This window comes from Streptomyces litmocidini (assembly GCF_014649755.1).
Taxonomy (GTDB): domain Bacteria; phylum Actinomycetota; class Actinomycetes; order Streptomycetales; family Streptomycetaceae; genus Streptomyces; species Streptomyces litmocidini.
This window is the reverse complement of sequence record NZ_BMTQ01000021.1, coordinates 26,655-50,901: the sequence shown is the minus strand read 5'-3', so window position 1 is coordinate 50,901 and position 24,247 is coordinate 26,655. Positions and strand designations below refer to the sequence as shown.

The following is a 24,247-nucleotide window of genomic DNA, read 5'->3' as shown; positions in this document are numbered from 1 at the left end:
GCGCCCTTGACGTCGAGCGGGGCCGCCCAGCCAGCCAACGGAAGCACGGGAAGAGATGTCCGCACCCAATAAGTCGTACGACCCGGTTGAGGTCGAGGCACTGAAACCGGAAGAGATCGAGCGCATGCGGGACGAGGCGCTCGCCGCCTTCGCCGCCGCGGGCGACCTCGACGCGCTCGCGCACGCGAAGACCGCGCACACCGGTGGCACCTCGCCGCTGGCGCTCGCCAACCGGGAGATCGGCGCCCTGCCGCCGCAGGCCAAGGCCGCCGCCGGAAAGCTCGTGGGCCAGGCCCGCGGCGTCGTCTCCAAGGCGCTCGCCGCCCGCCAGGCCGAGCTGGAGGCCGAGCGCGACGCCCGCGTCCTCGTCGAGGAGGCCGTCGACGTCACCCTGCCGTACGACCGCGTCCCGGCCGGCGCCCGGCACCCGCTGACCACGCTCATGGAGCGCGTCTCCGACGTCTTCGTCTCCATGGGGTACGAGGTCGCCGAGGGCCCCGAGGTCGAGGCGGAGTGGTTCAACTTCGACGCCCTCAACTTCGTCCCGGACCACCCGGCCCGGCAGATGCAGGACACCTTCTTCGTCCAGGGCCCCGAAGGCACCACGGGCGACGAGTCCGGCGTCGTGCTCCGCACGCACACCTCGCCGGTGCAGGCCCGCACCCTCATCGACCGGGAGCCCCCGGTCTACGTGGTGTGCCCCGGCCGCGTCTACCGCACCGACGAGCTCGACGCCACGCACACCCCGGTCTTCCACCAGATCGAGCTGCTCGCCGTCGACGAGGGCCTGACCATGGCCGACCTCAAGGGCACCCTCGACCACATGGTCCAGGCGCTCTTCGGCCCGGACATGAAGACCCGGCTGCGGCCGAACTTCTTCCCGTTCACCGAGCCGTCCGCCGAGATGGACATGCTCTGCTACGTCTGCCGCGGCGAGTCCGTCGGCAACCCGGAGCGTCCCTGCCGCACCTGCGGCAGCGAGGGCTGGATCGAGCTCGGCGGCTGCGGCATGGTCAACCCGAAGGTGCTGATCGCCTGTGGTGTGGACCCCGAGAAGTACAGCGGATTCGCCTTCGGGTTCGGCATCGAGCGGATGCTGATGTTCCGCCACAACGTGGAAGACATGCGAGACATGGTCGAGGGTGACGTCCGGTTCACCCGGCCGTTCGGGATGGAGATCTGATGCGGGTCCCGCTTTCTTGGCTGCGGGAGTACGTCGACCTGCCGGCGACGGAGACCGGCCGCGACGTCCAGGCCAAGCTCATCTCGGCAGGCCTCGAGGTCGAGACCGTCGAGCAGCTCGGCGCCGGCCTGACCGGTCCGCTGGTGGTCGGCAAGGTCCTCACCATCGAGGAGCTGACGGAGTTCAAGAAGCCCATCCGCTTCTGCACCGTCGACGTCGGCCCGGCCAACGGCACCGGCGAGCCCCAGGAGATCATCTGCGGCGCCCGGAACTTCGCCGAGGGCGACAAGGTCGTCGTGGCGCTGCCCGGCGCCGTCCTCCCCGGTGACTTCCGGATCGCCGAGCGCAAGACGTACGGCCGCGTCTCCCGGGGCATGATCTGCTCCGGCGACGAGCTCGGCATGGGCGACGACGGCTCGCACGGCATCATCGTGCTGCCGCCGGAGCACGAGGTCGGCACCGACGCCACGGTCCTCCTGGAGCTGTTCGACGAGGTCCTCGACATCGCCGTCACCCCGGACCGCGGCTACTGCCTCTCGATGCGCGGCGTCGCCCGCGAGACGGCCACCGCCTACGGCCTGCCGCTGCGCGACCCGGCGCTCCTCGACGTGCCCGCGCCGAACTCGTACGGCTACCCGGTCCGGATCACCGACCCGATCGGCTGCGACCGCTTCACGGCCCGCACGGTCGTCGGCCTCGACCCCGAGGCCCGCTCCCCGATCTGGCTGCAGCGCCGCCTCCAGAAGGCCGGCATGCGTTCGATCTCGCTGGCCGTCGACATCACCAACTACGTGATGCTGGAGCTCGGACAGCCGATCCACGCCTACGACCGCACCCGGCTCGACGGCCCCATCGGGGTCCGCCGCGCCGAGGCCGGCGAGAAGATCACCACCCTCGACGGCACCGCGCGCGTCCTGGACGCCGCGGACCTCGTCATCACCGACAACCGCGGCCCGATCGGCATCGCGGGCGTCATGGGCGGCGCCAACACGGAGATCGCCGACCCGGTGACCGACCCGGAGACCGGCATCGTCACCGGCAGCTCCGAGGTCGTCATCGAGGCCGCGCACTTCGACGCGATCTCGATCGCCCGCACGGCCCGCCGCCACAAGCTGGCCTCCGAGGCGTCCAAGCGCTTCGAGCGCGGCGTCGACCCGCAGGCCGCCGCCGCTGCCGCGCAGCGCTGCGTCGACCTGCTCGTGCTGCTCGCGGGCGGCACGGCCGAGGCCGGGGTCACCGAGGTCGCGGCCCCGTCCGCGCCCCGGACCATCGCCATGCCGGCGAACCACCCGGACAAGGTCGCGGGCGTCGACTACGGCCGCGAGACCGTCGTCCGCCGCCTCCAGGAGGTCGGCTGCGACGTCTACGGCCAGGACGAGCTCGTCGTCACCGTGCCGTCGTGGCGCCCCGACCTGGGCGAGCCGAACGACCTCGCCGAAGAGGTCATCCGCCTGGAGGGCTACGAGAACCTGCCCTCCACGCTGCCGAAGCCCCCGGCCGGCCGCGGGCTCACCGACCGCCAGCGCGTCCACCGCCGGGTGGGCCGCGCCCTGGCCGGCGCCGGCTACGTCGAGGCGCTGAACTACCCGTTCATCGGCGAGCAGGCCCTCGACCACCTCGGCCTCGACGCGGACGACGAGCGTCGCCGCCTCGTGAAGCTGGTCAACCCGCTGTCGGACGAGGAGCCCGCGCTCCGCACGACGCTCCTCCCGGGTCTGCTCGGCGCGCTGCGCCGCAACGACAGCCGCGGCAGCCACGACCTGGCGCTCTTCGAGACCGGTCTGGTCTTCCGGCCGACCGGGGGCGAGCCGGGCGTCGCCGTCCGCCTGGGCGTCGACCGCCGCCCCACCGACGAGGAGATCGCCTCGGTCGACGCCGCGCTGCCCGCGCAGCCGCGCCGCGCCGCCGTCGTCCTCGCCGGTGCGCGCGAGCAGGCCGGCTGGTGGGGCAAGGGCCGTCCGTCCGACTGGGCGGACGCGATCGAGGCCGGCCGGACCGTGGCCGCCGAGGCGGGCGTCGAGCTGATCATCAGCGCCGACCGGCACGCGCCCTGGCACCCGGGCCGCTGCGCCGCGTTCCACGTCGAGGTGGACGGCGAGAAGGTCCTCGTCGGCCACGCCGGCGAGCTCCACCCGCGCGTGGTGAAGGCGTTCGGCCTCCCGGCCCGCACCTGCGCGATGGAGATCGACCTGGACCTCCTGGAGAAGGCGAACGAGGGCCCCGTGAAGGCCCCCCGGATCTCCTCCTTCCCGGTCGCCACCCAGGACGTCGCCCTGGTCGTCGCCGCGGACGTCCCGGCCGCCGAGGTCGAGGCCGCCCTCACCGAGGGCGCGGGTGAACTCCTGGAGTCCATCCGGCTGTTCGACGTCTACACCGGCGACCAGCTCGGCGAGGGCAGCAAGTCCCTGGCGTACGCGCTGAAGTTCCGCGCCCCGGACCGCACCCTGACGGTCGACGAGGCCAGCGCGGCCCGCGACGCCGCGGTGGCCCTGGCCGCCGAGCGCACGGGCGCCGTCCTGCGCGGCGCCTGACCGCACCGCGACACCACCAGGAGGGCCGCCCCGGGAATCCCCGGGGCGGCCCTCCGCCGTTCGCGGGTCCCGGGAACCGCACGCCTGCCCGGTCCCGGCCGTTCGTGCGCGTGGCGAAGCCCTGGCGAAGTGCGGCCCGGCTGCCGCCCGGCGAGACGCTGGTCCTGCACACGGACGGCGCGGAGGAGCCCCGTGACCGGCGGGGCCGGTTCTTCGCGCTCGACGCCGCGCCGGCCGGGGTGACGGGCGGGGCGCCCGCCTCCCTGGTCCGCCGGGTCCACGAGGAGCTGCTGCGCCCCACGGGCGGCCGGCTCGCCGACGACATCGCGCTGCTCGTCGTGCGCAACGACCGTGTCCGGATGCCGGCGCAGCCCGCCGAACCCGGGCTGCGCCGACCCCGGCCCGCCCCCTCCTCCCACCGCTGAGTGGAGGGGGCGGTGCCGGCGCCGCCCGCCCCGCCACGGAGTGTCGGGCAGATCAGCGGGGCGGGCGACGCGGACCGGGCGGCCGCACTGTATGAGGGGGGAGCCGGCGGCCCGGTCGTCGCCTTGCGGCGAGAAGCACAGTCAACCGGGACCGGGGCGGGCGTGGCAGAGCACGCGGCCGGGAAGAACGGGTACTTCGTTCACACCCCGTGCGAAATCACCGGTACGGGGGGCTTCTGTTCGGTTCGGCCCGTATGAATTCGGCCACCGCTAGGCTGAGTTCACCGAGCGGAGCGGCCATGCGAGTGACCGGAGCGGCCATGCAGCCCAACACCTTGCTCGACGCCCTGCTCGACGAAGCGGGCGTCTCCCACGCCGGCCTGGCCGCCCATGTGAACCGGGCGGGCCGGGCCCGCGGCCTCGCCCTGCGGTACGAACACACCGCCGTGGCGCGCTGGTTGAAGGGGCAGCGGCCGCGCGGCCAGGTGCCGGACCTGATCTGCGAGGTGCTCGCCGCCCGGCTGCGCCGGCAGGTGACCCTGGACGACATCGGCCTCGGCGTGCCGGGCGGCGAGCCGTCGGCCACCGGGTCGCCGCTGTCCGGCTTCGTGGAGCGGGCGGCCGCGCTGTGGCGCTCCGACGAGCAGCAGCGGCCGCACATCGTGACCGCTCCGGCGGTGACCGGCACCCAGGCGGTGATGCCGGTGTGGGAGTGGGAGAACCCGCCGGAGGACGTGGACGTCTCGCGTACGGGCCGGACGACGGTCTCGGCCGCCGACATCGCCGTCCTGGGCGCCGCCCGGTCGCACTACGAGCAGATGTACCGCAGGGCCGGCGGCATCGCGACCCGCGCGCGGATCGTCGGCTTCCTCAACACCGGGACCGCGCCGCTGCTCCGGGGCGCGTACGGCGACGCGCTGGGGCGGCGGCTGCACCGGGCCGCCGGCGGGCTCGTCGCGGTGGCCGGAATCTGCGCCTACGACGCGGACGCGCACGGCCTCGCCCAGCGCTACTTCCACCAGGCGCTGCGGCTCGCGAAGGCGAGCGGGGACCGGGGGCTCGGCGCGTACGTGATCGCGCTCCTGGTCAACCAGTCGCTGTTCACGGGGGAGTACCGGCAGGCCGTGGCGTTCGCGGAGGCGGCGCTGCGGGCGGCGGGGCGGCAGATCACCCCGGCGCTCGCCGCCGATCTGACGGCGATGCAGGCGAAGGCGTACGCGCGTCTGGGCGACGAGAGCGCGGCACTGGCCTGCATCCGGCGGGCCGAGGCGGCGGCGGAGCGGATCAGCCCGGGGGAGGAGCCGGTCGAGACGGGCTACGTCCAGCCGGGATTCGTCAACGTCCAGGTGTCGGAGGCGCTGTTCGGCCTGGGCGACCTCGGCGCCGCCCATGAGCACGCCTCTGCGGCGGTCGGCATGCCCTCGCACGACCGGGGCCGGGTGCACCGGCTCGCCATGCTGTGCCGGATCGAGCTGCGGCAGGGGGAGGCCGAGGCGGCGGCGCGCACGGCGGTGGAGATGACGGAGCGGGCGCGGGGGATGGAGTCGAGGCGGCTGCGGGACCGGCTGACGCAGGTGCGGGAGCAGCTCCTCGCGAGCGGCTGCGGGGACGCCCGGGAGGCCGCCGCCCTCATCGAGGGGGCGCTGCGCGTTCCCCTCTGAGCCGTCAACTGCTGCGATATTGCCACCAAACAAGCACCGACCGATCGGAAGGTGGCAAGAACGTGCAGTGGACGAAACTCAGCGAACGCCCGGTCTACGAGAACCGTTGGTTCCGAGTGAACCTCGCGGACGTCGAACTCCCCGACGGCCGCCACCTCGACCACTATCTGATCCGGCTCCGCCCGGTCGCCGTCGCGACGGCCGTCAACGAGGCCGACGAAGTCCTGATGCTCTGGCGCCACCGCTTCATCACCGACAGCTGGGGCTGGGAACTGGCCGCGGGCGTCGTCGAGGACGGCGAGGACCTCGAGACCGCCGCCGCCCGCGAGATGGAGGAGGAGACCGGCTGGCGGCCGGGGCCGCTGCGCCATCTCCTCACCGTCGAACCCTCGAACGGCCTCACCGACGCCCGCCACCACCTCTACTGGGCGGAGCGGGCCACCTACACCGGACCGCCCGAGGACGCCTTCGAGTCCTCACGAAGGGCCTGGATACCGCTGAAGGAGATCCCCGAGCTGATCGGCCGGGGCGAGGTCCCGGCCGCCAACACGGCCGCCGGACTGCTGATGCTCCACCATCTGCGCCTCGGCTGAGACGCGGAGGCGGAGCACGATGTGCCGGACGGCCCGTACCTGTGCGGGGGTACGGGCCGTCCGGCCGGAGCGCCGGCGTCAGGGGTCGGACGCCGGACTCCGGGTCTGGGGCGCTCCTCTTTCAGGAGCACGGATCTCAGGAGACGCGGGCCTCAGGAGACGTGGGCCTCAGGAGACGTAGGCCTCAGGAGACGTGGGCCTCAGGAGTACGGGTAGAAGCCCGAGCCCGTCTTCCGGCCCAGCCGGCCGGCGTCCACCATGCGCTGGAGCAGCGGGGGAGCGGCGTACAGCGGCTCCTTGAACTCGGAGTACATCGAGTCGGCGATCGACGCGATCGTGTCCAGGCCGATCAGGTCGGAGAGCTTCAGCGGACCCATCGGGTGGGCGCAGCCGAACTCCATGCCGTTGTCGATGTCCTCGCGGCTCGCGATGCCCGACTCGAACATCCGGATCGCCGAGAGCAGGTACGGCACGAGCAGCGCGTTCACCACGAAGCCGGAGCGGTCCTGGGCGCGGATCGCGTGCTTGCCGAGCACCTTCTCCGCGAAGGCCTGGGCCCGGCTGATCGTGCCCTCGGAGGTGGTGAGGGCCGGGATCAGCTCGACGAGCTTCTGCACCGGGGCCGGGTTGAAGAAGTGGATGCCGATGACCTGGTCGGGGCGGGAGGTCGCCACGGCCAGCTTCACCAGCGGGATGGAGGAGGTGTTCGAGGCCAGGATGGCGTCCGGCCGGGTGATCACCTGGTCGAGGACCTGGAAGATCTCGGTCTTGACCTGCTCGTTCTCCACGACCGCCTCGATGACGAGGTCGCGGTCGGCGAACTCGCCCAGGTCGGTGGTGAAGCTGAGGCGGGCGAGCGTCGCGTCCCGCTCCTCCTCGCTGATCTTGCCGCGTTCGGCGGCCTTGTTCAGCGAGTTGTAGAGCCGCGTGCGGCCGATCTCCAGCGCTTCGCCGGTGGTCTCGGCGACCTTCACCTCGAGCCCGCTCCGGGCACACACCTCCGCGATGCCCGCGCCCATCTGGCCGCAGCCCACCACTCCGACGCGCTCAATGTCGGCCATGGAGTCCGTCACCTCGTGCCTTTCGCTCTTCTCCGGCGGCGGGAGGCCCGTGTGATTCCGGGTGCGTCCGCCTCTACCCCCACGACGTTACCGCTCATTAACCGATGATCGATCGTCCGGAGTGGGCATGCTGTCCCGGAGGATGTGACGTATCCGACAGCGGAGGGGGACAAGTGCGGCCTTTCGGCAGAAGAGGGTTCGTGACCGGAGCCACCGGAGCGGCGCTCGCCGTGACCGGAACGACAGGGGCGGCCCTCCCCGCGACGGGCACGGGGGGTTCGGTGCTTCCCGCGGCGGACGCGGCGGCGACGGCCGCCGCCGCGTCCGAGGCGCGCGGCAGGCCGCACCGCGGACGGGAGTTCCGCGGCATGTGGCTGGCGACGGTCGCCAATCGCGACTGGCCCTCCCGCGCCGGGCTGACCGCCGGGCAGCAGCGTGCCGAACTCCTCCGTCACCTGGACACGGCGGTCGAGCGCCGCCTCAACACGGTGGTCCTCCAGGTCCGGCCGACCGCCGACGCGCTGTGGCCCTCGCCGTACGAGCCGTGGGCGCAGTACCTGACCGGCACGCAGGGCCGGGATCCGGGCTGGGACCCGCTCGGCACGGCCGTCGAGGAGGCCCACGCCCGGGGGCTCGAACTGCACGCCTGGTTCAACCCGTACCGCGTGGCGAACCACGCGGACCCGACCCGGCTCGTCGCGAGCCACCCCGCTCGGCTCCACCCGGAATGGGTACTGCCGTACGGCGGCAAGCTCTACTACAACCCGGGACTGCCCGAGGTCCGGAGCTTCGTCCAGGACGCGATGCTGGACGCGCTGCGCCGCTACGACGTCGACGCCGTCCACTGGGACGACTACTTCTATCCGTACCCGGTGGCCGGGCAGGCCTTCGCCGACGACGAGGCGTACGCGCGGTACGGCGGGGACTTCCCCGACAAGGCGTCCTGGCGGCGGAACAACACCGACCTGCTGGTCTCGGAGACGTCCGCCCGGATCAAGGAGATCGACAGGCGCACGGCCTTCGGCATCAGCCCCTTCGGGGTCTGGCGGAACGTCGCCACCGACCCGGAGGGCTCGGACACCCGCGCCGGGGTCCAGACGTACGACGACCTGTACGCCGACACCCGCAAGTGGATCCGCGAGGGCTGGATCGACTACGTGCTGCCGCAGCTCTACTGGAACATCGGGCTGCCCGCCGCCGACTACGCCAAGCTGCTGCCCTGGTGGGACGCGGTGGTCCGCGGCACCGGCGTCGGGCTCTACATCGGCGAGGCGCTCTACAAGGCGGGCGACCCCGCCCAGCCCGCGGCCTGGCAGGACCCGGGGGAGCTCTCACGCCATCTGGACCTGGCCGACCGCTACCCCTCGGTCGGCGGACACTGCTACTTCTCCGCCAAGGAGGTCGCGGCGGACCCGATCGGGGCGATGACCACCGTGGTGGCCGACCACTACCCGACCAGGGTCCGTCCGCCGAGGTAGGGGCTCAACCGGTCCCCATCTCCGGGTGAGGGCGTACGACGGTGTCGGGGCCCGGCGACATCAGGGCCTCGTGGCCGTCGTCGTCGAACTTCACGCGGTACGGGGGAGTGCCGTTCTCCCCCAGTACCTGAAGGACCTCGGCCGTGCGGTCGTGATGACCGACGGTCCGACCGTGTACCAGCAGCTTGTCGCCCACGCTCGCCTGCATCGGGCTGACCTCCTCGCGACCGGGCCGGTCCTGCCCCGGACTGCACAGGGCCTCTGACTGTCATTGTGACCCGGTTCGCCCCGATCCGTCGCGTCAGCTCTTCGCCCGCTGGGTGACCGCGATGCAGACCAGGACCGCCACGGCGGCGACCGGGGCGGCCAGCGGCAGGCTCTCGCCGAGCAGGAAGACCGACCAGAACAGGGTGAGGAGCGGCTGCGCCAGCTGGAGCTGGCTGGCCTTGGGGATGCCGATCGCGGCCATGCCGCGGTACCAGACGTACAGGCCGAAGAAGGTGGAACCGGCGGCGACCCAGACGAGGCCGATGACGCCGTGCGCGTTCAGGTGGACCGGCTCGATCGACAGCGTGACGGCCGAGGCGACCGCCATCAGCGGCAGGCAGAGGACCAGGGCCCAGCCGATGACCTGCCAGCCCGGCATGAGCGCGGCGAGCCGGCCGCCCTCGGTGTAACCGGCCGCGCACACGAGCAGCGCGCCGAAGAGGTACAGGTCGCCCGTGGAGAACGAGCCGCCGCTCTGCTGGAGCGTGAAGCCCAGTACCACCGCGGCGCCCGAGACGGCCGCGATCCAGAAGGCGCGGGACGGCCGGCGCCCGGTCCGCACGGCGGCGACGGTGGCGGTGGTGAGCGGCAGGAGGCCCACGACCACGGCGGCGTGCGAGGTGGTGGAGGTCTGCAGGGCCAGCGTCGTCAGGAGGGGGAAGCCGATGACGACGCCGCAGGCCACCACCGCGAGGCCCGCCCAGTGGCGCCGCGCGGGCAGCGGCACCCGGCCCGCGAGGAGGAAGGCGCCGGCGATGAGCGCGGCGAGGGTGGAGCGCACGGCCACCAGCGACCAGGGGCCGAAGCTCTCCAGGCCCCACGCGGTCGACGGGAAGGTGAGGGAGAAGGAGACCACGCCGAGCCCGGCGAGCAGCGTGCCACGGGTGCGGGGGTCGGCGGCGCGGACCTCGGTGGCGGATCCGGCGCGGGCCTCGGAGGCGCCGACGGACCCGGTCGGGGACGCGGTGCCGACGATCTCGGGCCGGGGGGATCCCGTGGCGGTGACCGCTATCGTGGTCGGTCCAGTAGCGCTATTCTGTGTCCTCATGCATGAGCGTAGCAGTGTCGCGGAACTGGCGAAATCCCTGAGAGCGGAACTCGACCACTACTCACCCGGTGGGAAACTGCCATCGAGTCGGGCGCTCGTCGAGCGCTACCGCGTCTCCCCGGTCACCGTCACCCGGGCCCTCGCCCAGCTCGCCGCCGAGGGGCTCGTCGTCACCCGCCCCGGCGCCGGAGCCTTCCGCGCGGAACCGCGCACCCCCGCTCCCGTCGTCGGCGACACCTCCTGGCAGGAGGTCGCCCTCAGCGCCGACAGCGCCACCGAACTCGTCCCCCGGGCCGTCGACGCCTCCGGCGTCCTCGTCACCCTCTCCGCGCCCCCGCCCGGCGTGATCGAGTTCAACGGCGGCTACCTCCATCCCTCCCTCCAGCCCGAGAGCGCCCTCGCCGCCGCCCTCGCCCGAGCCGGCCGCCGCCCCGGCGCCTGGGGCAGACCGCCCACCGACGGCCTGCCCGAACTGCGCGCGTGGTTCGCCCGGGAGATCGGCGGCAGCGTCACCGCCGCCGAGGTCCTCGTCACCGCCGGCGGCCAGTCCGCGATCAGCACCGCCCTGCGCGCCCTCGCCCCGCCCGGCACCCCCGTCCTCGTCGAGTCGCCCACCTACCCCGGCATGCTCGCCGTCGCCCGCGCGGCCGGACTCCGCCCCGTCCCCGTCCCCACCGACGCCGACGGGGTGCGCCCCGAACTCCTCGAAGCCGCCTTCCGCGCCACCGGTGCCCGCGTCTTCGTCTGCCAGCCGCTCTTCCAGAACCCGACCGGGACCACGCTCCGCCCCGAACGCCGCCGCGAGGTCGTCCGCATCGCCCGCGCCGCCGGGGCCTTCGTCGTCGAGGACGACTTCGCCCGCCGCCTCGTCCACGAGGACGCCGCGCCGCTCCCCGCGCCCCTCGCCGCCGAGGACCCCGACGGCGTCGTCGTCCACGTCCGCTCCCTCACCAAGATCACCTCGGCGAGCCTCCGCGTCGGTGCCCTCGCCGCCCGCGGGCCCGTCCTCGAACGCCTGCGCGCCATCCAGGTCGTCGACAGCTTCTTCGTCCCCCGGCCCCTCCAGGAGGCCGCGCTCGAACTCGTCGGCTCCCCGGCCTGGCCCCGCCACCTCCGCGCCGTCGCCCAGGAGCTCAGGAACCGCCGGGAGGTCATGACCGGCGCCCTCGCCCTCCACCTCCCCGAACTCGCCCTCCCGTACATCCCCTCCGGCGGCTACCAGCTCTGGCTGCGCCTCCCCGACGCCCTCCCCGAGTCCTCCCTCCTCGCCGCCGGACTGCGCGCCGGCGTCACCGTCGCCCCCGGCCGCCCGTACTTCTGCGCCGAACCCCCCGCCGGCCACATCCGGCTGAGTTTCGCGGGTGTCGCGGGCCCCACGGAGATCGTCGAGGGCGTGCGCCGCCTGCGGACGGCGGTCGACGAGCTCACCGGCTGACCCCGGGGGCGGGCCGCGCCGGGCCCGGCGCGGCCCGCCCCCGGTCCTCGGCCCGGGGCGAATTCGCCTGACAAACCCCAGCGCCCCCTGGAAGCCTTCACCCATGAGCGACGGCACCACCACCGACGGCCCCGTCATGCACGGGGCGTACGAGATCTCAGCCGACCCCACCCGGATCGACGCGGCCCGCGTCCACCACTGGCTCTCCACCGACGCCTACTGGGCGCTCGGCCGACCTCGGGAGAAGCAGGACGACGCCATCGCGGGCTCCCTGAACCTCGGCGCCTACCACCGGGAGACCGGCGAGATGAGCGCCTACGCGCGCGTCGTCACCGACTACGCCACCTTCGCCTGGCTCTGCGACGTCTACGTCGACCGCCCGGCCCGCGGCACCGGCCTCGGCACCGCGCTCGTCACCGCCGTCCGCGACCACCTCGCCCCCTACGGCCTGCGCCGCATCATGCTCGCCACCGCCGACGCGCACGGCGTGTACGAGAAGGTGGGTTTCACGCCACTGCAGAATCCGGACAAGTGGATGGCTCTCGGACAGCAGTGAGCCCACCCCCCTCCGGCCCCCGCAGACAACCCCTTGACCAGCGGAGCCACCGGCCTCACCATCGCGGCCATGAGTCTTCGGGTGACGCTCGTCACGGCGGCACGCAGCTCCTCCCTGCTCGCCGAACGCTTCGACGACGACCGGCCGCTCGACGAGGCCGGCTGGTACGAGGTGCAGCAGGCCGCGCCCGCCCTCATCCCGCTCGGCGCGGCCGAACTCCGCTACTGCTCCCCGACCCCCCGCAGCCGCGCCACCGGCACCGCCCTCGGCTACGCGCCCCTCGCCCAGCCCGCGCTCCGGGACTGCGACATGGGCCGCTGGCGCGGCCTGACCCTCGCCGAGGTCGCCGCCCTCGAACCGGCCGCCGTCGACGCCTGGCTCACCGACGCCCGCACGGCCCCGCACGGCGGCGAACCGCTCCTCGCCTTCATCACCCGCATAGGGAACTGGCTCGACACCCGCCCCGCCGAGGACGGCTCCATCGTCGCCGTCGCCGAGCCCTCCGTCGTACGGGCCGCCCTCGTGTACGCCCTCAAGGCCCCGCCCGCCACCTACTGGAACGTGGACGTCCGCCCCCTCTCCACCCTCACCCTCACCGGCCGCCCGGGCCTCTGGCACCTCCACCTCGCCACCGCCCCCTGCTAGGGCCTGCCGTTCGGAGCAGGCCGGGCTCGCGGGACCCGGCACGCGCTCCCCGCAGCCCTTCGGGCACGGGAGGCCCCCGTGCCGTGCTGTCGCCGGTCGACAACGCTCCTTCCCCACGCTCTCGGCCTCGCTCGAACACGGGGAGACCCCACCGACTCCCTCCTCCGCCCCGCGATCGCGCTCGGCATCCGAAGGACGGATCGGGGAGCCGGGACGGAGCGGACGGAGCGAGTGCGGTGCACCGGACCCCGCCCCCCTGATCCGGCCTGATCCGAACGACAGGCCCCGACCGCGAGAACCGGCGGCCCCGACCGGCTAGCCTGAGAGCACGATGAACCGTTTGAGCACGTCATGGGGCGCCTTCACGCTGACCCGTTTCCCCGAGGACCCGCGCGACCCGCTGCGCGCCTGGGACGCGTCCGACGAATACCTCCTCGGACACCTCGCCGAGACCGGCACCGACCTCTCCGGCACCGTCGCCGTCCTCGGCGACCGCTGGGGAGCCCTCGTCACCGCACTGCAGGCCGCGGGGCCCCGGGAACTCGTCCAGATCTCCGACTCGTACCTCGGCGGGCAGGCGACCCGGGCCAACCTCGCGCGCGCCGGAGCCGCCCCGGACGCCGTCCGGCTGCTCACCACCCAGGACCCGCCGCCCGAGCGGATCGACGTGCTCCTCGTCCGGGTCCCCAAGAGCCTCGCGCTCCTGGAGGACCAGCTGCACCGGCTCGCACCCGCCGTGCACGAGGACACCGTGATCGTCGGCACGGGCATGGTCAAGGACATCCACACCTCCACGCTCAAGCTCTTCGAGCGGATCCTCGGCCCCACCCGCACCTCGCTCGCGGTGAAGAAGGCCCGGCTGATCCACACCACCCCCGACCCGGCCGCCGCGCCCGGGCCGAACCCCTGGCCGTACCGCTACGACCTCCCCGCCGACACCCCCGCGCCCGGCCTCCCCGGACTGACCGTCACCAACCACGCCGGGGTCTTCTGCGCCGACCGCCTCGACATCGGCACCCGCTTCTTCCTCGCGAACCTGCCGGGCGGCCTCGGCCGGGCCCGGGTCGCCGACCTCGGCTGCGGCAACGGCGTCGTCGGCCTCGCCATCGCCCTCCACGAACCCGAGGCGGAACTGGTCTTCACCGACGAGTCGTACCCGGCCGTCGCCTCGGCGGAGGAGAACTTCCGCACCCACGTGGGCACCGGCCGCAAGGCCGAGTTCCTCGTCGGCGACGGGCTCACCGCCCTGCCCGCCGGGTCGGTGGACCTCGTCCTCAACAACCCGCCCTTCCACAGCCACCAGGCCACCACCGACCGCACCGCCCGCCGGATGTTCACGGACGCGCGGCGCGCGCTGCGGCCCGGCGGCGAACTGTGGGTCATCGGCAACCGGCACCTCGGCTACCACGTCACGCTCCGCCGGATCTTCGGCAACAGCGAACTCGTCGCCAGCGACCGGAAGTTCGTGGTCCTGCGCGCGGTGCGCACCGCCTAGTTCATCTGGTCCAGCTCCGCGAGCACAGGACGAGCCGGTATCCGTCGGGGTCGGCGACGGTGACGCCGTGCTCGTCCCCGTACGGGTTGTGCGCGGACACCCGCGTCCCGCCGGCGGCGAGCAACCGCTCCACCTGCTCCTCCTCGACGGGCGCGCCGAGATGGACGACGAACAGGTCCTCGACGGTCGGGGTGGGTTCCAGCGGGTGCTCGGGATCGAAGGTCAGCTCGAAGTGCCGGCTCCCGCCGGGGGGTCCGACCATGAGCAGATCGTGCTTCCCGGGCACCCGCTCCTCGCTCCGTCACTGCACCTCGAGGCCGAGCCCGTCGACGTAGAACCGCTCGGCGGCGGCGAGGTCCCGCGACGGGCGGGCGATCCGTACCTGTGTCTGCGCATCGATGATCGTGCCTCCAGGCCAGGGCGCCGGAGCGGCGGCGGCCCTCGGGGATCCCCCTCTCCCGCCACGGACCCGACCCTGACGCGCGGGTCAGGGTTTACGGTTCCGCCCCACCCCGCCTCCACGCGCACCGCTGCCGGACGCACCGCGCCCCCGCCCCGCCCCCCTACGCCAGGGCGACCAGCTCCCGGTACTCCGCGCTCCACAGGTCCTCGTCCGCGTCCGGGAGCAGCAGGACCCGCTCCGGGCGCAGGGCGTCGAGCGCGCCCTCGTCGTGCGTGACCATCACGATCGCACCCGGATAGGTGCCCACCGCCGCCAGGACCTCGTCGCGCGACGCCGGGTCCAGGTGGTTGGTGGGCTCGTCGAGGAGCAGCACGTTCGCGCCGGAGTGCACCAGGGCGGCCAGCGCGAGCCGGGTCTTCTCGCCGCCGGAGAGGACCCCGGCCGGCTTGTCGGCGTCGTCGCCCCGGAACAGGAACGCGCCGAGCACCGCCCGTACCTCACCGTCCGTCAGATGGGGAGCCGCCGCCGCCAGGTTCTCCCGGACCGTGCGCTCCGGGTCCAGCGTCTCGTGCTCCTGGGCGAAGTAGCCGAGTCGCAGCCCGTGCCCGCGCACCACCCGCCCCGCGTCGGGAGCCTCCTGCCCGGCGAGGAGCCTCAGCAGGGTCGTCTTGCCGGCCCCGTTGAGCCCGAGGACGACCAGACGGCCGCCCCGGTCCACGGCCAGGTCCACCCCGTCGAGCACCGGCCGTTCCCCGTACGCCTTGGTGAGCGACACGGCGCCCAGCGGCGTCCGGCCGCAGGGGGCGGGCTCGGGCAGCCGGATGCGGGCGACCCGCTCGGTCCGTCGTGCCGGGGCGAGTCCGGCGAGCATCCGGTCGGCCCGGCGCGCCATGCTGCGGGCGGTCGTCGCCGTCGCCACCCGGGACTTCATGCGGTCCGCCTGCGCGTGCAGGGCGGCCGCCTTCCGCTCGGCGTTGGCGCGCTCGCGCACCCGGCGTCGCCCGTCGGCCTCCCGCTGGGCGAGGTGGGCCTCCCAGCCGGTGTTGTGGACGTCCAGCGAGGCGCGCTGCGGGTCGAGGTGGAAGACCCGGTTGACGGTGTCGGCGAGGAGCCGCACGTCGTGGCTGACGAGGACGAGTCCGCCCCGGTGGGCGGCGAGGTGACCGCGCAACCAGCGGATCGAGTCGGCGTCCAGGTGGTTGGTCGGCTCGTCGAGCAGCAGCGTGCCGTCCCGGCCGTGACCGGCGAAGAGGATCCTGGCCAGCTCGACCCGGCGCTTCTGGCCGCCGGACAGCCGGCCGACGGGCCGGTCCATGAGCGCACGGGGCAGGCCGAGGCCGGCGGCGACCCGGGCGGCCTCCGCCTCCGCCGCGTACCCGCCGCCCGCCTCGAAGGCGGTCTCGGCGGCGTCGTAGGCGGCGAGCGCCCGCGCGTCGGGCGCCTCGCCGAGCCGGCGGGCGGCCTCCGCGAGCCGCCGGGCCGCCCGGTCGAGGCCGCGTGCGGAGAGGATCCGGTGGGTGACGGTCACCGAGGGGTCGGCGGCCCGCGAATCCTGCGCGAGGTGGCCGACGGAGCCGGTACGGGTGACCGTGCCGGCGGCCGGGCCGCGCAGCCCGGCCAGGGTGTCGAGGAGGGTGGACTTGCCGGCGCCGTTGCGGCCGACGAGGCCGATCCGGTCGCCGGGGGCGACGTGGAAGGAGACGCCGGACAGCAGGAGCCGGGCGCCGACGCGCAGGTCGGCACCACGAACGGTGATCATGGGGTGACACTCCGAAGGGGGTCGAGGACACACGGGTGGCGTGGGTGCGGGTCCTCGGCTAGGAGATTCGGGGCGTCGACATGCCGCGAGGTTAACGGAACCGCCCCTTCGAGCGCACCGGAATTTCTTCCGGTCCGTGCCTCAGCTGTCGGGAAAGGCCAGGTCGAGGGCGCGCACCCGGTCCTCCCCGCTGGTCAGCGAGAGGGTGACGATGCGGCCCCGCCGGAGGGTGGCGCCGACCGCGGAGACCGGCCGGCCGGCGGCGAACCCGACCGCGCCGACGGCCCCGTCGACCAACGCGGGCCGGGACACGTCCGCGCGTCCGGCGAAGGCGGCGGCCGTCTCGGCGACCGCGGCGGCCCCGTGCACCGGGCCGCCCTCGGAGTACGCCACGACGTCGGGGTCGAGGACGGCCGCCAGCGCGCGGGCGTCACGCGCGCGCGGCCGCCAGGAACCGGTCCACCACCGCGCGCCGCCACCCGTGTTCGCCCTCGGCGCGCCGCCACCCCCGTTCGCCCCGGGTACGGGACGCCCCGCCGCCCCGGAGCCGCTCCCGCGCCCGCCGGGCCAGTCGCGCCGCCGCGTCCGGGGAGCAGCCGATGATCCGGGCGGTCTCGTACGGGGGCAGCCCGAACACATCGTGCAGGACATAGGCGAGCCGCTCGTCACCCCCGAGCCTCTCCAGCATCACGAGCAGCGCCAGCCACAGGGAGTCGACGTCGCGACGCGAGTCCCCACCGCTCCCGGCACCCGCGCCCGCGGTCTCGGCCCACCGCCCCCGCCCGCCCCCGTCGGACCTCTCCGGCCGTCCCTCGGCTCCCCGCTCCTGGAGTCCCCGCACGCACGCCCGGCCCACGGCCGCCGTCAGCCACGCGCGTACCGCCGCGCCGTCGTCCCGCCCGAGATCCGCCCGCGCCGCCGCGAGCGCCGCCTCGGTCTCCGCCGGGGAGCCGGTGATCCGCAGGGCGACGGCCCGCAGCTGCTCCTCGTGCGCGTCGAACCGCCCGGCCAGGGCGGTCAGAAACGTGTCGTCGTGCATAGCGCCTCACTCCTCGTCGGTTCCGTCACCGCGTTGACGCGAGGGCCCGCCGGGGTGTGACAGCGACCGTGCCGGAAGCTCACGGGACCGGCGCCCGGGCAGCGGAAAGGCCGGTCCGACACCGAGGTGTCGGACCGGCCTTCCGGGGGGCGTGCGTCAGTCCGTGCCGAACTCCATCGCGGCCCGGTCCAGCATCTCCTCGTCCTCGGAGACCTCGCCGCGGGAGGCGATGGCCTCGGCGCCGCCCTCGGGCATCTGCGGCATGGTGCCGATCAGCCCGGTCGCGGCCGCCTGGTCGGCACCGATGGCGGGGCTGCCGGTGCCGATCAGGCCGAGACCGGCGTACTGCTCCAGCTTGGCGCGGGAGTCGGCGATGTCGAGGTTGCGCATGGTGAGCTGGCCGATCCGGTCCACCGGGCCGAAGGCGGAGTCCTCGGTGCGCTCCATGGACAGCTTGTCCGGGTGGTAGCTGAAGGCCGGGCCCGTGGTGTCGAGGATCGAGTAGTCCTCGCCGCGCCGCAGCCGCAGCGTCACCTCGCCGGTGACGGCCGCGCCGACCCAGCGCTGGAGGGACTCGCGGACCATGAGGGCCTGCGGGTCCAGCCACCGGCCCTCGTACATGAGCCGGCCGAGGCGACGGCCCTCGTTGTGGTACTGGGCGAGGGTGTCCTCGTTGTGGATCGCGTTGACCAGGCGCTCGTACGCGGCGTGCAGCAGGGCCATGCCGGGGGCCTCGTAGATGCCGCGGCTCTTGGCCTCGATGATCCGGTTCTCGATCTGGTCGGACATGCCCATGCCGTGGCGGCCGCCGATGGCGTTCGCCTCCATCACCAGGTCGACGGCGGAGGGGAACTCCTTGCCGTTGACCGACACCGGGCGGCCCTGCTCGAAGCCGATGGTGACGTCCTCGGTGGCGATCTCGACCGAGGGGTCCCAGAACTTCACGCCCATGATCGGGTCGACGGTCTCGACGCCCGTGTCCAGGTGCTCCAGGGTCTTGGCCTCGTGGGTGGCGCCCCAGATGTTGGCGTCGGTGGAGTACGCCTTCTCGGTGCTGTCCCGGTAGGGCAGGTCATGGGCGAGCAGCCACTCCGACATCTCCTTGCGGCCGCCGAGCTCGGTCACGAAGTCCGCGTCCAGCCAGGGCTTGTAGATCCGCAGGTGCGGGTTGGCGAGCAGGCCGTAGCGGTAGAACCGCTCGATGTCGTTGCCCTTGAAGGTCGAGCCGTCGCCCCAGATCTGGACGTCGTCCTCGAGCATCGCCCGGACCAGCAGGGTGCCGGTGACGGCGCGGCCGAGCGGGGTGGTGTTGAAGTAGGCGCGGCCGCCCGAGCGGATGTGGAACGCGCCGCAGGCGAGCGCCGCAAGGCCTTCCTCGACCAGCGCGGCGCGGCAGTCGACCAGGCGCGCGATCTCGGCACCGTAGGTCTTCGCGCGGCCGGGCACCGAGGCGATGTCGGGCTCGTCGTACTGGCCGATGTCGGCGGTGTAGGTGCACGGGATGGCGCCCTTGTCGCGCATCCATGCGACGGCGACGGACGTGTCGAGGCCGCCGGAGAAGGCGATGCCGACGCGCTCGCCGGCGGGCAGGGAGGTGAGGACCTTGGACATAGGAAGAGTATGCATCATCGCGCATGGTCATGCAAAGGGGTGGTCCACAGGGGGTTCGCGCGCCTCCTCGCGGAGGCCCCGCGTTCCCTTCGGTGAGGGCCCGGAGGGCCTCCAGCCCCGCCAGGGCCTCGTCGCGGCGGGCCGCGCACTTCATCCGGACCGGGAGTCGCGCGAACACCGCCGACGTCGGGGAGGCGTGGCGGTGGCGCAGCCGCGCGCCCGCGCAGGCGGCGGGCGCGTCGACGTGCTCCTCGTCGTAGGCCCGGAGGACGCGCCCCGCGCAGCGGGTCTGCAGCCGGAGCGGCCGCCGGAAGAAGGGGTCCTCCGTGCCGCCGGGCGCCACGCCCACCAGGGCGCCGCCCCGCTGCTCGGCCGTCCACCCGGCGGCCGCCCCGCAGCCTCCGCAGGTGAGGCGGCGGGGCTCGAAGGGCAGGTGCCGTGGCGCCGGGAGGTCGGGCCGGCGCGTGACGAGCGGGCGACCGCCGCACCTCGGGCGGACGACGAGCACCCGCGCGGTGAAGTGGGCGAGCCGGGTGCCGCGGTCGTGGTGGCGGGCCGGTCCGGGTGGCGCGGGCTCGGGGCTCATGGGTCCACCCTGGCAGGCCGTGCCGCGCCGGACCATCGGACGGGGGCCGCCGCGCCGGGCTGCCGGACGGGAGCGGTGGGCGCGCCGCCGGGGCCGCCCCGTCGATGATCGTTGCATAAAAGTTCGGCTGCACGTATAGTCATGCCATCCATGAGGAGGGTTTCGATGACGGTACGAGTAGCAGTGGCGGGTGCGAGCGGATACGCGGGCGGAGAGCTCCTGCGTCTCCTCGTCGCCCACCCCCACGTGGAGATCGGGACACTGACCGGCCACTCCAACGCCGGCCAGCGACTCGGGGCCCTCCAGCCCCACCTGCTCCCGCTCGCCGACCGCGTCCTCGCGCCCACCACCGCCGAGGAGCTCGCCGGACACGACGTGGTCTTCCTCGCGCTGCCGCACGGCCAGTCCGCCGCCGTCGCCGAGCAGCTCGGGCCCGACGTGCTCGTCGTCGACATGGGTGCCGACTTCCGCCTCGAGGACCCGGCCGACTGGGAGACGTACTACGGCTCCCCGCACGCCGGGACCTGGCCCTACGGCCTCCCCGAACTGCCCGGCGCCCGCGCCGCCCTCGAAGGGACCAAGCGCGTCGCGGTCCCCGGCTGCTACCCGACCGCCGTCTCGCTCGCGCTCTTCCCGGCGTACGCGGCCGGTCTCGCCGAGCCCGAGGCCGTGATCGTCGCCGCCTCCGGCACCTCCGGCGCCGGCAAGGCCCTCAAGCCGCACCTGCTCGGCAGCGAGGTCATGGGCAGCATGTCCCCGTACGGCGTCGGAGGCGGTCACCGCCACACGCCCGAGATGATCCAGAACCTCAGCGGGCCGGCGGGGGAGCGGGTCACCGTCTCCTTCACGCCCACCCTGGCGCCGATGCCCCGCGGCATCCTCGCCACCTGCACGGCCGCCGCGAAGCCCGGCGTCACCGCCGAGGCCGTGCGGGCCGCGTACGAGAAGGCCTACGCGGACGAGTCCTTCGTCCACCTGCTCCCCGAGGGACAGTGGCCGGCGACGTCGTCCGTCCACGGTTCCAACGCCGTTCAGGTCCAGGTCGCGTACGACACGAACGCGAACCGGATCATCGCGATCAGCGCCATCGACAACCTCACCAAGGGCACCGCCGGCGGCGCGGTGCAGAGCATGAACATCGCCCTCGGTCTCCCCGAGGACACCGGACTTTCCACGATTGGAGTCGCTCCGTGAGCGTCACCGCAGCGAAGGGATTCACGGCGGCGGGCATCGCCGCCGGAATCAAGCAGAACGGCAACCCGGACCTGGCCCTCGTGGTCAACACCGGGCCCCGCCGCGCCGCCGCGGGAGTCTTCACCTCCAACCGCGTCAAGGCCGCCCCGGTCCTCTGGTCCCAGCAGGCCCTCGCCGACGGCGAGCTGACCGCCGTCGTCCTCAACTCCGGCGGCGCCAACGCCTGCACCGGTCCCCAGGGCTTCCAGGACACCCACGCCACCGCCGAGAAGGTCGCCGAGGTCCTGAGCAAGCAGGGCACGGAGGTCGGTGCCGGCGAGGTCGCCGTCGCCTCCACCGGCCTCATCGGCATCCTGCTCCCCATGGACAAGCTGCTCCCCGGCGTCGAGACGGCCGCCGCCGAACTCTCCGAGCACGGCGGCGAGAAGGCCGCCATCGCCATCAAGACCACCGACACCGTCCACAAGACCTCCGTGGTGACGAAGAACGGGGCGGACGGCGGCTGGACGGTCGGCGGCATGGCCAAGGGCGCGGGCATGCTCGCCCCGGGCCTCGCCACCATGCTCGTCGTCCTCACCACCGACGCCGACGTCGACGCCGAGGGCCTCGACTCCGCCCTGCGGACCGCCACCCGGCTCACCTTCGACCGGGTCGACTCCGACGGCTGCATGTCCACCAACGACACCGTCCTCCTCCTCGCCTCCGGCGCCGCCGGAATCACCCCCGCGCAGGACGAGTTCGCCGAGGCCGTGCGGACCGTCTGCGACGACCTCGCCCGCCAGCTCATCGGCGACGCCGAGGGCGCCAGCAAGGACATCCGCATCGAGGTGATCAACGCCGCGACCGAGGACGACGCCGTCGAGGTGGGCCGCTCCATCGCCCGCAACAACCTCCTCAAGTGCGCCATCCACGGCGAGGACCCCAACTGGGGCCGGGTGCTCTCCGCCATCGGCACCACCTCCGCCGCCTTCGAGCCCGACGAGCTGAACGTCGCCATCAACGGCGTCTGGGTCTGCAGGAACGGCTCCGTCGGCGAGGACCGCGACCTGGTCGACATGCGCTACCGGGAGGTCACCATCACCGCCGACCTCGCCGCCGGCACGGAGTCCGCCGTCATCTGGGCGAACGACCTCACCGCCGACTACGTCCACGAGAACAGCGCGTACTCGTCATGACCAACACCGCGCGGAAACACACCGCCCTCCCGAAGGCCCAGATCTTGATCGAGGCCCTGCCCTGGCTCACCCGCCACCACGGCAAGACCGTCGTCATCAAGTTCGGCGGCAACGCCATGATCGACGACGACCTCAAGGCCGCCTTCGCCCAGGACGTCGTCTTCCTGCGGCACGCCGGCCTCAAGCCGGTCGTCGTGCACGGCGGCGGCCCCCAGATCAACCGCGCCCTCGACCAGGCGGGCCTGGTCAGCGAGTTCAAGGCCGGCCTCCGGGTCACCACGCCCGAGGCCATGGACGTCGTACGGATGGTCCTCGCCGGCCAGGTCCAGCGCGAGCTCGTCGGGCTGCTCAACCAGCACGGCCCCTTCGCCGTCGGCATGACCGGCGAGGACGCCCACACCATCACCGCCACCAAGCACGAGCCGGTCATCGAGGGCGAGCGCGTCGACATCGGCCGCGTCGGGGAGATCACCGCCATCGAGACCGGAGCCATCGAAGCGCTCCTGGAGGACGGCCGGATCCCGGTCATCTCCTCCATCGCCCGCTCCCAGGACGACGGACATGTCTACAACGTCAATGCTGATACGGCGGCTGCGGCACTCGCTGCGGCGCTGGGTGCCGAGACCCTGATGGTCCTGACCGACGTCGAGGGCCTCTACGAGGACTGGCCGAACAGCGACGAGGTCATCAGCAGGCTGACCGCGACCCAGCTGGAGAAGCTCCTGCCCGACCTCTCCAGCGGCATGGTCCCCAAGATGGAGGGCTGCCTGCACGCCGTACGGAACGGGGTCACCACGGCCCGCGTCATCGACGGCCGGGTCCAGCACTCGATCCTGCTGGAGATCTTCACCGACGAGGGCATCGGCACGATGGTCGTGCCGGACGGACAGGGGGACCGATGACCGGCAACACTGAGCTGACCCAGCGGTGGCAGGGCTCGCTCATGAACAACTACGGCACCCCCCGGCTGCCGCTCGTCCGAGGCGAGGGCGCCAAGGTCTGGGACGCCGACGGCAAGGAGTACCTGGACTTCGTCGGCGGCATCGCCGTCAACGCCCTCGGCCACGCCCATCCTGCGGTCGTCGAGGCCGTGTCGCGGCAGATCGCCTCCCTCGGCCACGTCTCCAACCTCTTCGTCGCCGAACCGCCCGTCGCCCTCGCCGAGCGGCTCCTGAGCCTCTTCGGCCGGCCCGGCAAGGTCTTCTTCTGCAACTCGGGCGCCGAGGCCAACGAGGCCGCGTTCAAGATCGGGCGGCTCACCGGCCGCTCCCACATGGTCGCCACCGACGGCGGCTTCCACGGCCGGACCATGGGCTCCCTCGCGCTCACCGGCCAGCCCGGCAAGCAGACCCCGTTCCTGCCGCTCCCCGGCGACGTCACCCACGTCCCGTACGGGGACGTGGAGGCGCTGCGGGCCGCGGTCACCGAGGACACGGCCTTCGTCATCATCGAGCCCGTCCAGGGCGAGAACGGCGTCGTCGTCCCGCCCGCCGGCTACCTCCGGGCGGCTCGGGAGATCACCCGCGCCACCGGCACCCTGCTCGTCCTCGACGAGGTCCAGACCGGCATCGGCCGGTGCGGCCACTGGTTCGAGCACCAGGCCCACGAGGGCGTGGAGCCCGACGTCGTGACCCTCGCCAAGGGCCTCGGCGGCGGCCTGCCCCTCGGCGCGACGGTCGCCTTCGGCGAGGCCGCGGAGCTCTTCGCGCCCGGCCACCACGGCACCACCTTCGGCGGCAACCCGGTCGCCTGCGCCGCCGGACTCGCCGTCCTGGACACCCTCGGCGCCGACGCGGCCCTCGACCACGTGAAGTCGGTGGGGGAGCGGCTGCGCCAGGGAATCGAGGGTCTGGGGCATCCGCTGGTCTCCCACGTCCGTGGTGCGGGCCTCCTGCTGGGTATCGTGCTCACCGGGCCCCTCGCACCCCAGGTGCAGCAGGCGGCCCAGGACGCCGGCCTCCTGGTCAACGCGCCCGCCCCCGACGTCGTACGGATCATGCCTCCGCTGGTCCTCACCGACGCCGAGGCGGACGCCTTCCTCCAGGCGCTGCCCGGCGTCCTGGACGAGGCGAACGGGCAAGGACGAACCGGAGAATGAGACG

At 73.6% G+C, this 24,247-nt stretch carries 21 protein-coding genes and 1 pseudogene; 14 read left to right on the top strand and 8 right to left on the bottom strand.

The genetic code is table 11. The features are described 5' to 3' along the window. Nucleotides 1-55 precede the first annotated feature (55 nt). The 5 genes from pheS (at nucleotide 56) to IE180_RS31860 (ending at nucleotide 6,393) form a co-directional block, all read left to right on the top strand. Nucleotides 56-1,183, top strand: coding sequence for a phenylalanine--tRNA ligase subunit alpha (gene pheS / locus IE180_RS31880; RefSeq protein ID WP_190160429.1), 1,128 nt, complete (start codon nucleotides 56-58; stop codon nucleotides 1,181-1,183). Further along, complete coding sequence (gene pheT, locus IE180_RS31875) at nucleotides 1,183-3,714, top strand: phenylalanine--tRNA ligase subunit beta (RefSeq protein ID WP_190160428.1); 2,532 nt, start codon at nucleotides 1,183-1,185, stop codon at nucleotides 3,712-3,714. The genes pheS and pheT overlap by 1 nt, the downstream gene beginning before the upstream one ends. Nucleotides 3,715-3,824: 110 nt before the next feature. Beyond that, nucleotides 3,825-4,139 (top strand): SpoIIE family protein phosphatase, encoded by a 315-nt coding sequence (locus IE180_RS31870; RefSeq protein WP_229861110.1) that lies wholly within the window; start codon nucleotides 3,825-3,827, stop codon nucleotides 4,137-4,139. Between the two features lie 320 nt (nucleotides 4,140-4,459). After that, a complete protein-coding gene (locus tag IE180_RS31865) occupies nucleotides 4,460-5,800 on the top strand; it encodes an NsdA family TPR-like regulatory protein (protein WP_190160482.1) in 1,341 nt (446 codons plus the stop codon). Nucleotides 5,801-5,862: 62 nt separating this feature from the next. Next, a complete protein-coding gene (locus tag IE180_RS31860) occupies nucleotides 5,863-6,393 on the top strand; it encodes an NUDIX hydrolase (RefSeq protein ID WP_190160427.1) in 531 nt (176 codons plus the stop codon). 200 nt (nucleotides 6,394-6,593) lie between these two features. Here IE180_RS31860 and IE180_RS31855 read toward each other — a convergent pair whose 3' ends face one another. Beyond that, nucleotides 6,594-7,454: a 3-hydroxybutyryl-CoA dehydrogenase gene (locus IE180_RS31855; RefSeq protein WP_190160426.1), complete on the bottom strand. Its 861-nt coding sequence runs from the start codon at nucleotides 7,452-7,454 to the stop codon at nucleotides 6,594-6,596. 173 nt (nucleotides 7,455-7,627) lie between these two features. On the opposite strand from IE180_RS31855, the gene IE180_RS31850 reads away from it, so the two are divergent. Continuing rightward, entirely contained in the window at nucleotides 7,628-8,932 is a 1,305-nt protein-coding gene (locus tag IE180_RS31850) for a glycoside hydrolase family 10-like protein (RefSeq protein ID WP_444545788.1), read from the top strand. Nucleotides 8,933-8,936: 4 nt separating this feature from the next. Here the strand turns inward: IE180_RS31850 and IE180_RS31845 are convergent, their stop codons facing one another. Next, nucleotides 8,937-9,140: a DUF1918 domain-containing protein gene (locus IE180_RS31845; RefSeq protein ID WP_190160425.1), complete on the bottom strand. Its 204-nt coding sequence runs from the start codon at nucleotides 9,138-9,140 to the stop codon at nucleotides 8,937-8,939. 93 nt (nucleotides 9,141-9,233) lie between these two features. Further along, nucleotides 9,234-10,247, bottom strand: a complete 1,014-nt coding sequence (locus IE180_RS31840) for a DMT family transporter (protein WP_190160424.1) — start codon at nucleotides 10,245-10,247, stop codon at nucleotides 9,234-9,236. Here IE180_RS31840 and IE180_RS31835 point away from each other — a divergent pair. The 4 genes from IE180_RS31835 (at nucleotide 10,246) to IE180_RS31820 (ending at nucleotide 14,378) form a co-directional block, all read left to right on the top strand. Next, on the top strand, nucleotides 10,246-11,682 hold the full coding sequence (locus IE180_RS31835) for an aminotransferase-like domain-containing protein (RefSeq protein WP_190160423.1): 1,437 nt from the start codon (nucleotides 10,246-10,248) through the stop codon (nucleotides 11,680-11,682). The genes IE180_RS31840 and IE180_RS31835 overlap by 2 nt on opposite strands. A 103-nt stretch (nucleotides 11,683-11,785) precedes the next feature. Further along, a complete protein-coding gene (locus tag IE180_RS31830) occupies nucleotides 11,786-12,238 on the top strand; it encodes a GNAT family N-acetyltransferase (protein WP_190160422.1) in 453 nt (150 codons plus the stop codon). Between the two features lie 69 nt (nucleotides 12,239-12,307). Next, complete coding sequence (locus IE180_RS31825) at nucleotides 12,308-12,883, top strand: histidine phosphatase family protein (RefSeq protein ID WP_190160421.1); 576 nt, start codon at nucleotides 12,308-12,310, stop codon at nucleotides 12,881-12,883. A gap of 331 nt (nucleotides 12,884-13,214) precedes the next feature. Then, complete coding sequence (locus IE180_RS31820; RefSeq protein WP_190160420.1) at nucleotides 13,215-14,378, top strand: methyltransferase; 1,164 nt, start codon at nucleotides 13,215-13,217, stop codon at nucleotides 14,376-14,378. A 1-nt stretch (nucleotide 14,379) separates the two neighbouring features. Here IE180_RS31820 and IE180_RS31815 read toward each other — a convergent pair. The 5 genes and pseudogenes from IE180_RS31815 to argG form a co-directional block, all read right to left on the bottom strand. Beyond that, nucleotides 14,380-14,778 (bottom strand): annotated as a pseudogene (locus IE180_RS31815) (VOC family protein). Nucleotides 14,779-14,941: 163 nt separating this feature from the next. Next, nucleotides 14,942-16,540, bottom strand: a complete 1,599-nt coding sequence (locus IE180_RS31810; RefSeq protein WP_190160419.1) for an ABC-F family ATP-binding cassette domain-containing protein — start codon at nucleotides 16,538-16,540, stop codon at nucleotides 14,942-14,944. Between the two features lie 141 nt (nucleotides 16,541-16,681). Beyond that, complete coding sequence (locus IE180_RS36870) at nucleotides 16,682-16,933, bottom strand: hypothetical protein (protein ID WP_229861107.1); 252 nt, start codon at nucleotides 16,931-16,933, stop codon at nucleotides 16,682-16,684. A gap of 37 nt (nucleotides 16,934-16,970) precedes the next feature. Continuing rightward, entirely contained in the window at nucleotides 16,971-17,579 is a 609-nt protein-coding gene (locus tag IE180_RS31805) for a sigma factor-like helix-turn-helix DNA-binding protein (protein WP_229861105.1), read from the bottom strand. A gap of 156 nt (nucleotides 17,580-17,735) precedes the next feature. Next, nucleotides 17,736-19,190 (bottom strand): argininosuccinate synthase, encoded by a 1,455-nt coding sequence (argG, locus tag IE180_RS31800; protein WP_190160418.1) that lies wholly within the window; start codon nucleotides 19,188-19,190, stop codon nucleotides 17,736-17,738. Nucleotides 19,191-19,941: 751 nt separating this feature from the next. Between argG and argC the strand changes: the two genes are divergently transcribed. Genes argC through IE180_RS31780 form a run of 4 tightly spaced genes read left to right on the top strand, consistent with a single transcriptional unit; the run spans nucleotide 19,942 to nucleotide 24,243 of the window. Then, complete coding sequence (gene argC / locus IE180_RS31795; protein ID WP_190160417.1) at nucleotides 19,942-20,970, top strand: N-acetyl-gamma-glutamyl-phosphate reductase; 1,029 nt, start codon at nucleotides 19,942-19,944, stop codon at nucleotides 20,968-20,970. Next, nucleotides 20,967-22,145 carry a bifunctional glutamate N-acetyltransferase/amino-acid acetyltransferase ArgJ gene (gene argJ, locus IE180_RS31790; RefSeq protein ID WP_190160416.1) on the top strand — a complete coding sequence of 393 codons (1,179 nt, stop codon included), beginning with the start codon at nucleotides 20,967-20,969 and terminating at the stop codon, nucleotides 22,143-22,145. Before argC ends, argJ begins: the two co-directional genes overlap by 4 nt. Continuing rightward, nucleotides 22,142-23,047: an acetylglutamate kinase gene (gene argB / locus IE180_RS31785; protein WP_190160415.1), complete on the top strand. Its 906-nt coding sequence runs from the start codon at nucleotides 22,142-22,144 to the stop codon at nucleotides 23,045-23,047. Before argJ ends, argB begins: the two co-directional genes overlap by 4 nt. Continuing rightward, entirely contained in the window at nucleotides 23,044-24,243 is a 1,200-nt protein-coding gene (locus tag IE180_RS31780) for an acetylornithine transaminase (RefSeq protein WP_190160414.1), read from the top strand. The genes argB and IE180_RS31780 overlap by 4 nt, the downstream gene beginning before the upstream one ends. The last annotated feature ends 4 nt before the right edge of the window (nucleotides 24,244-24,247 follow it).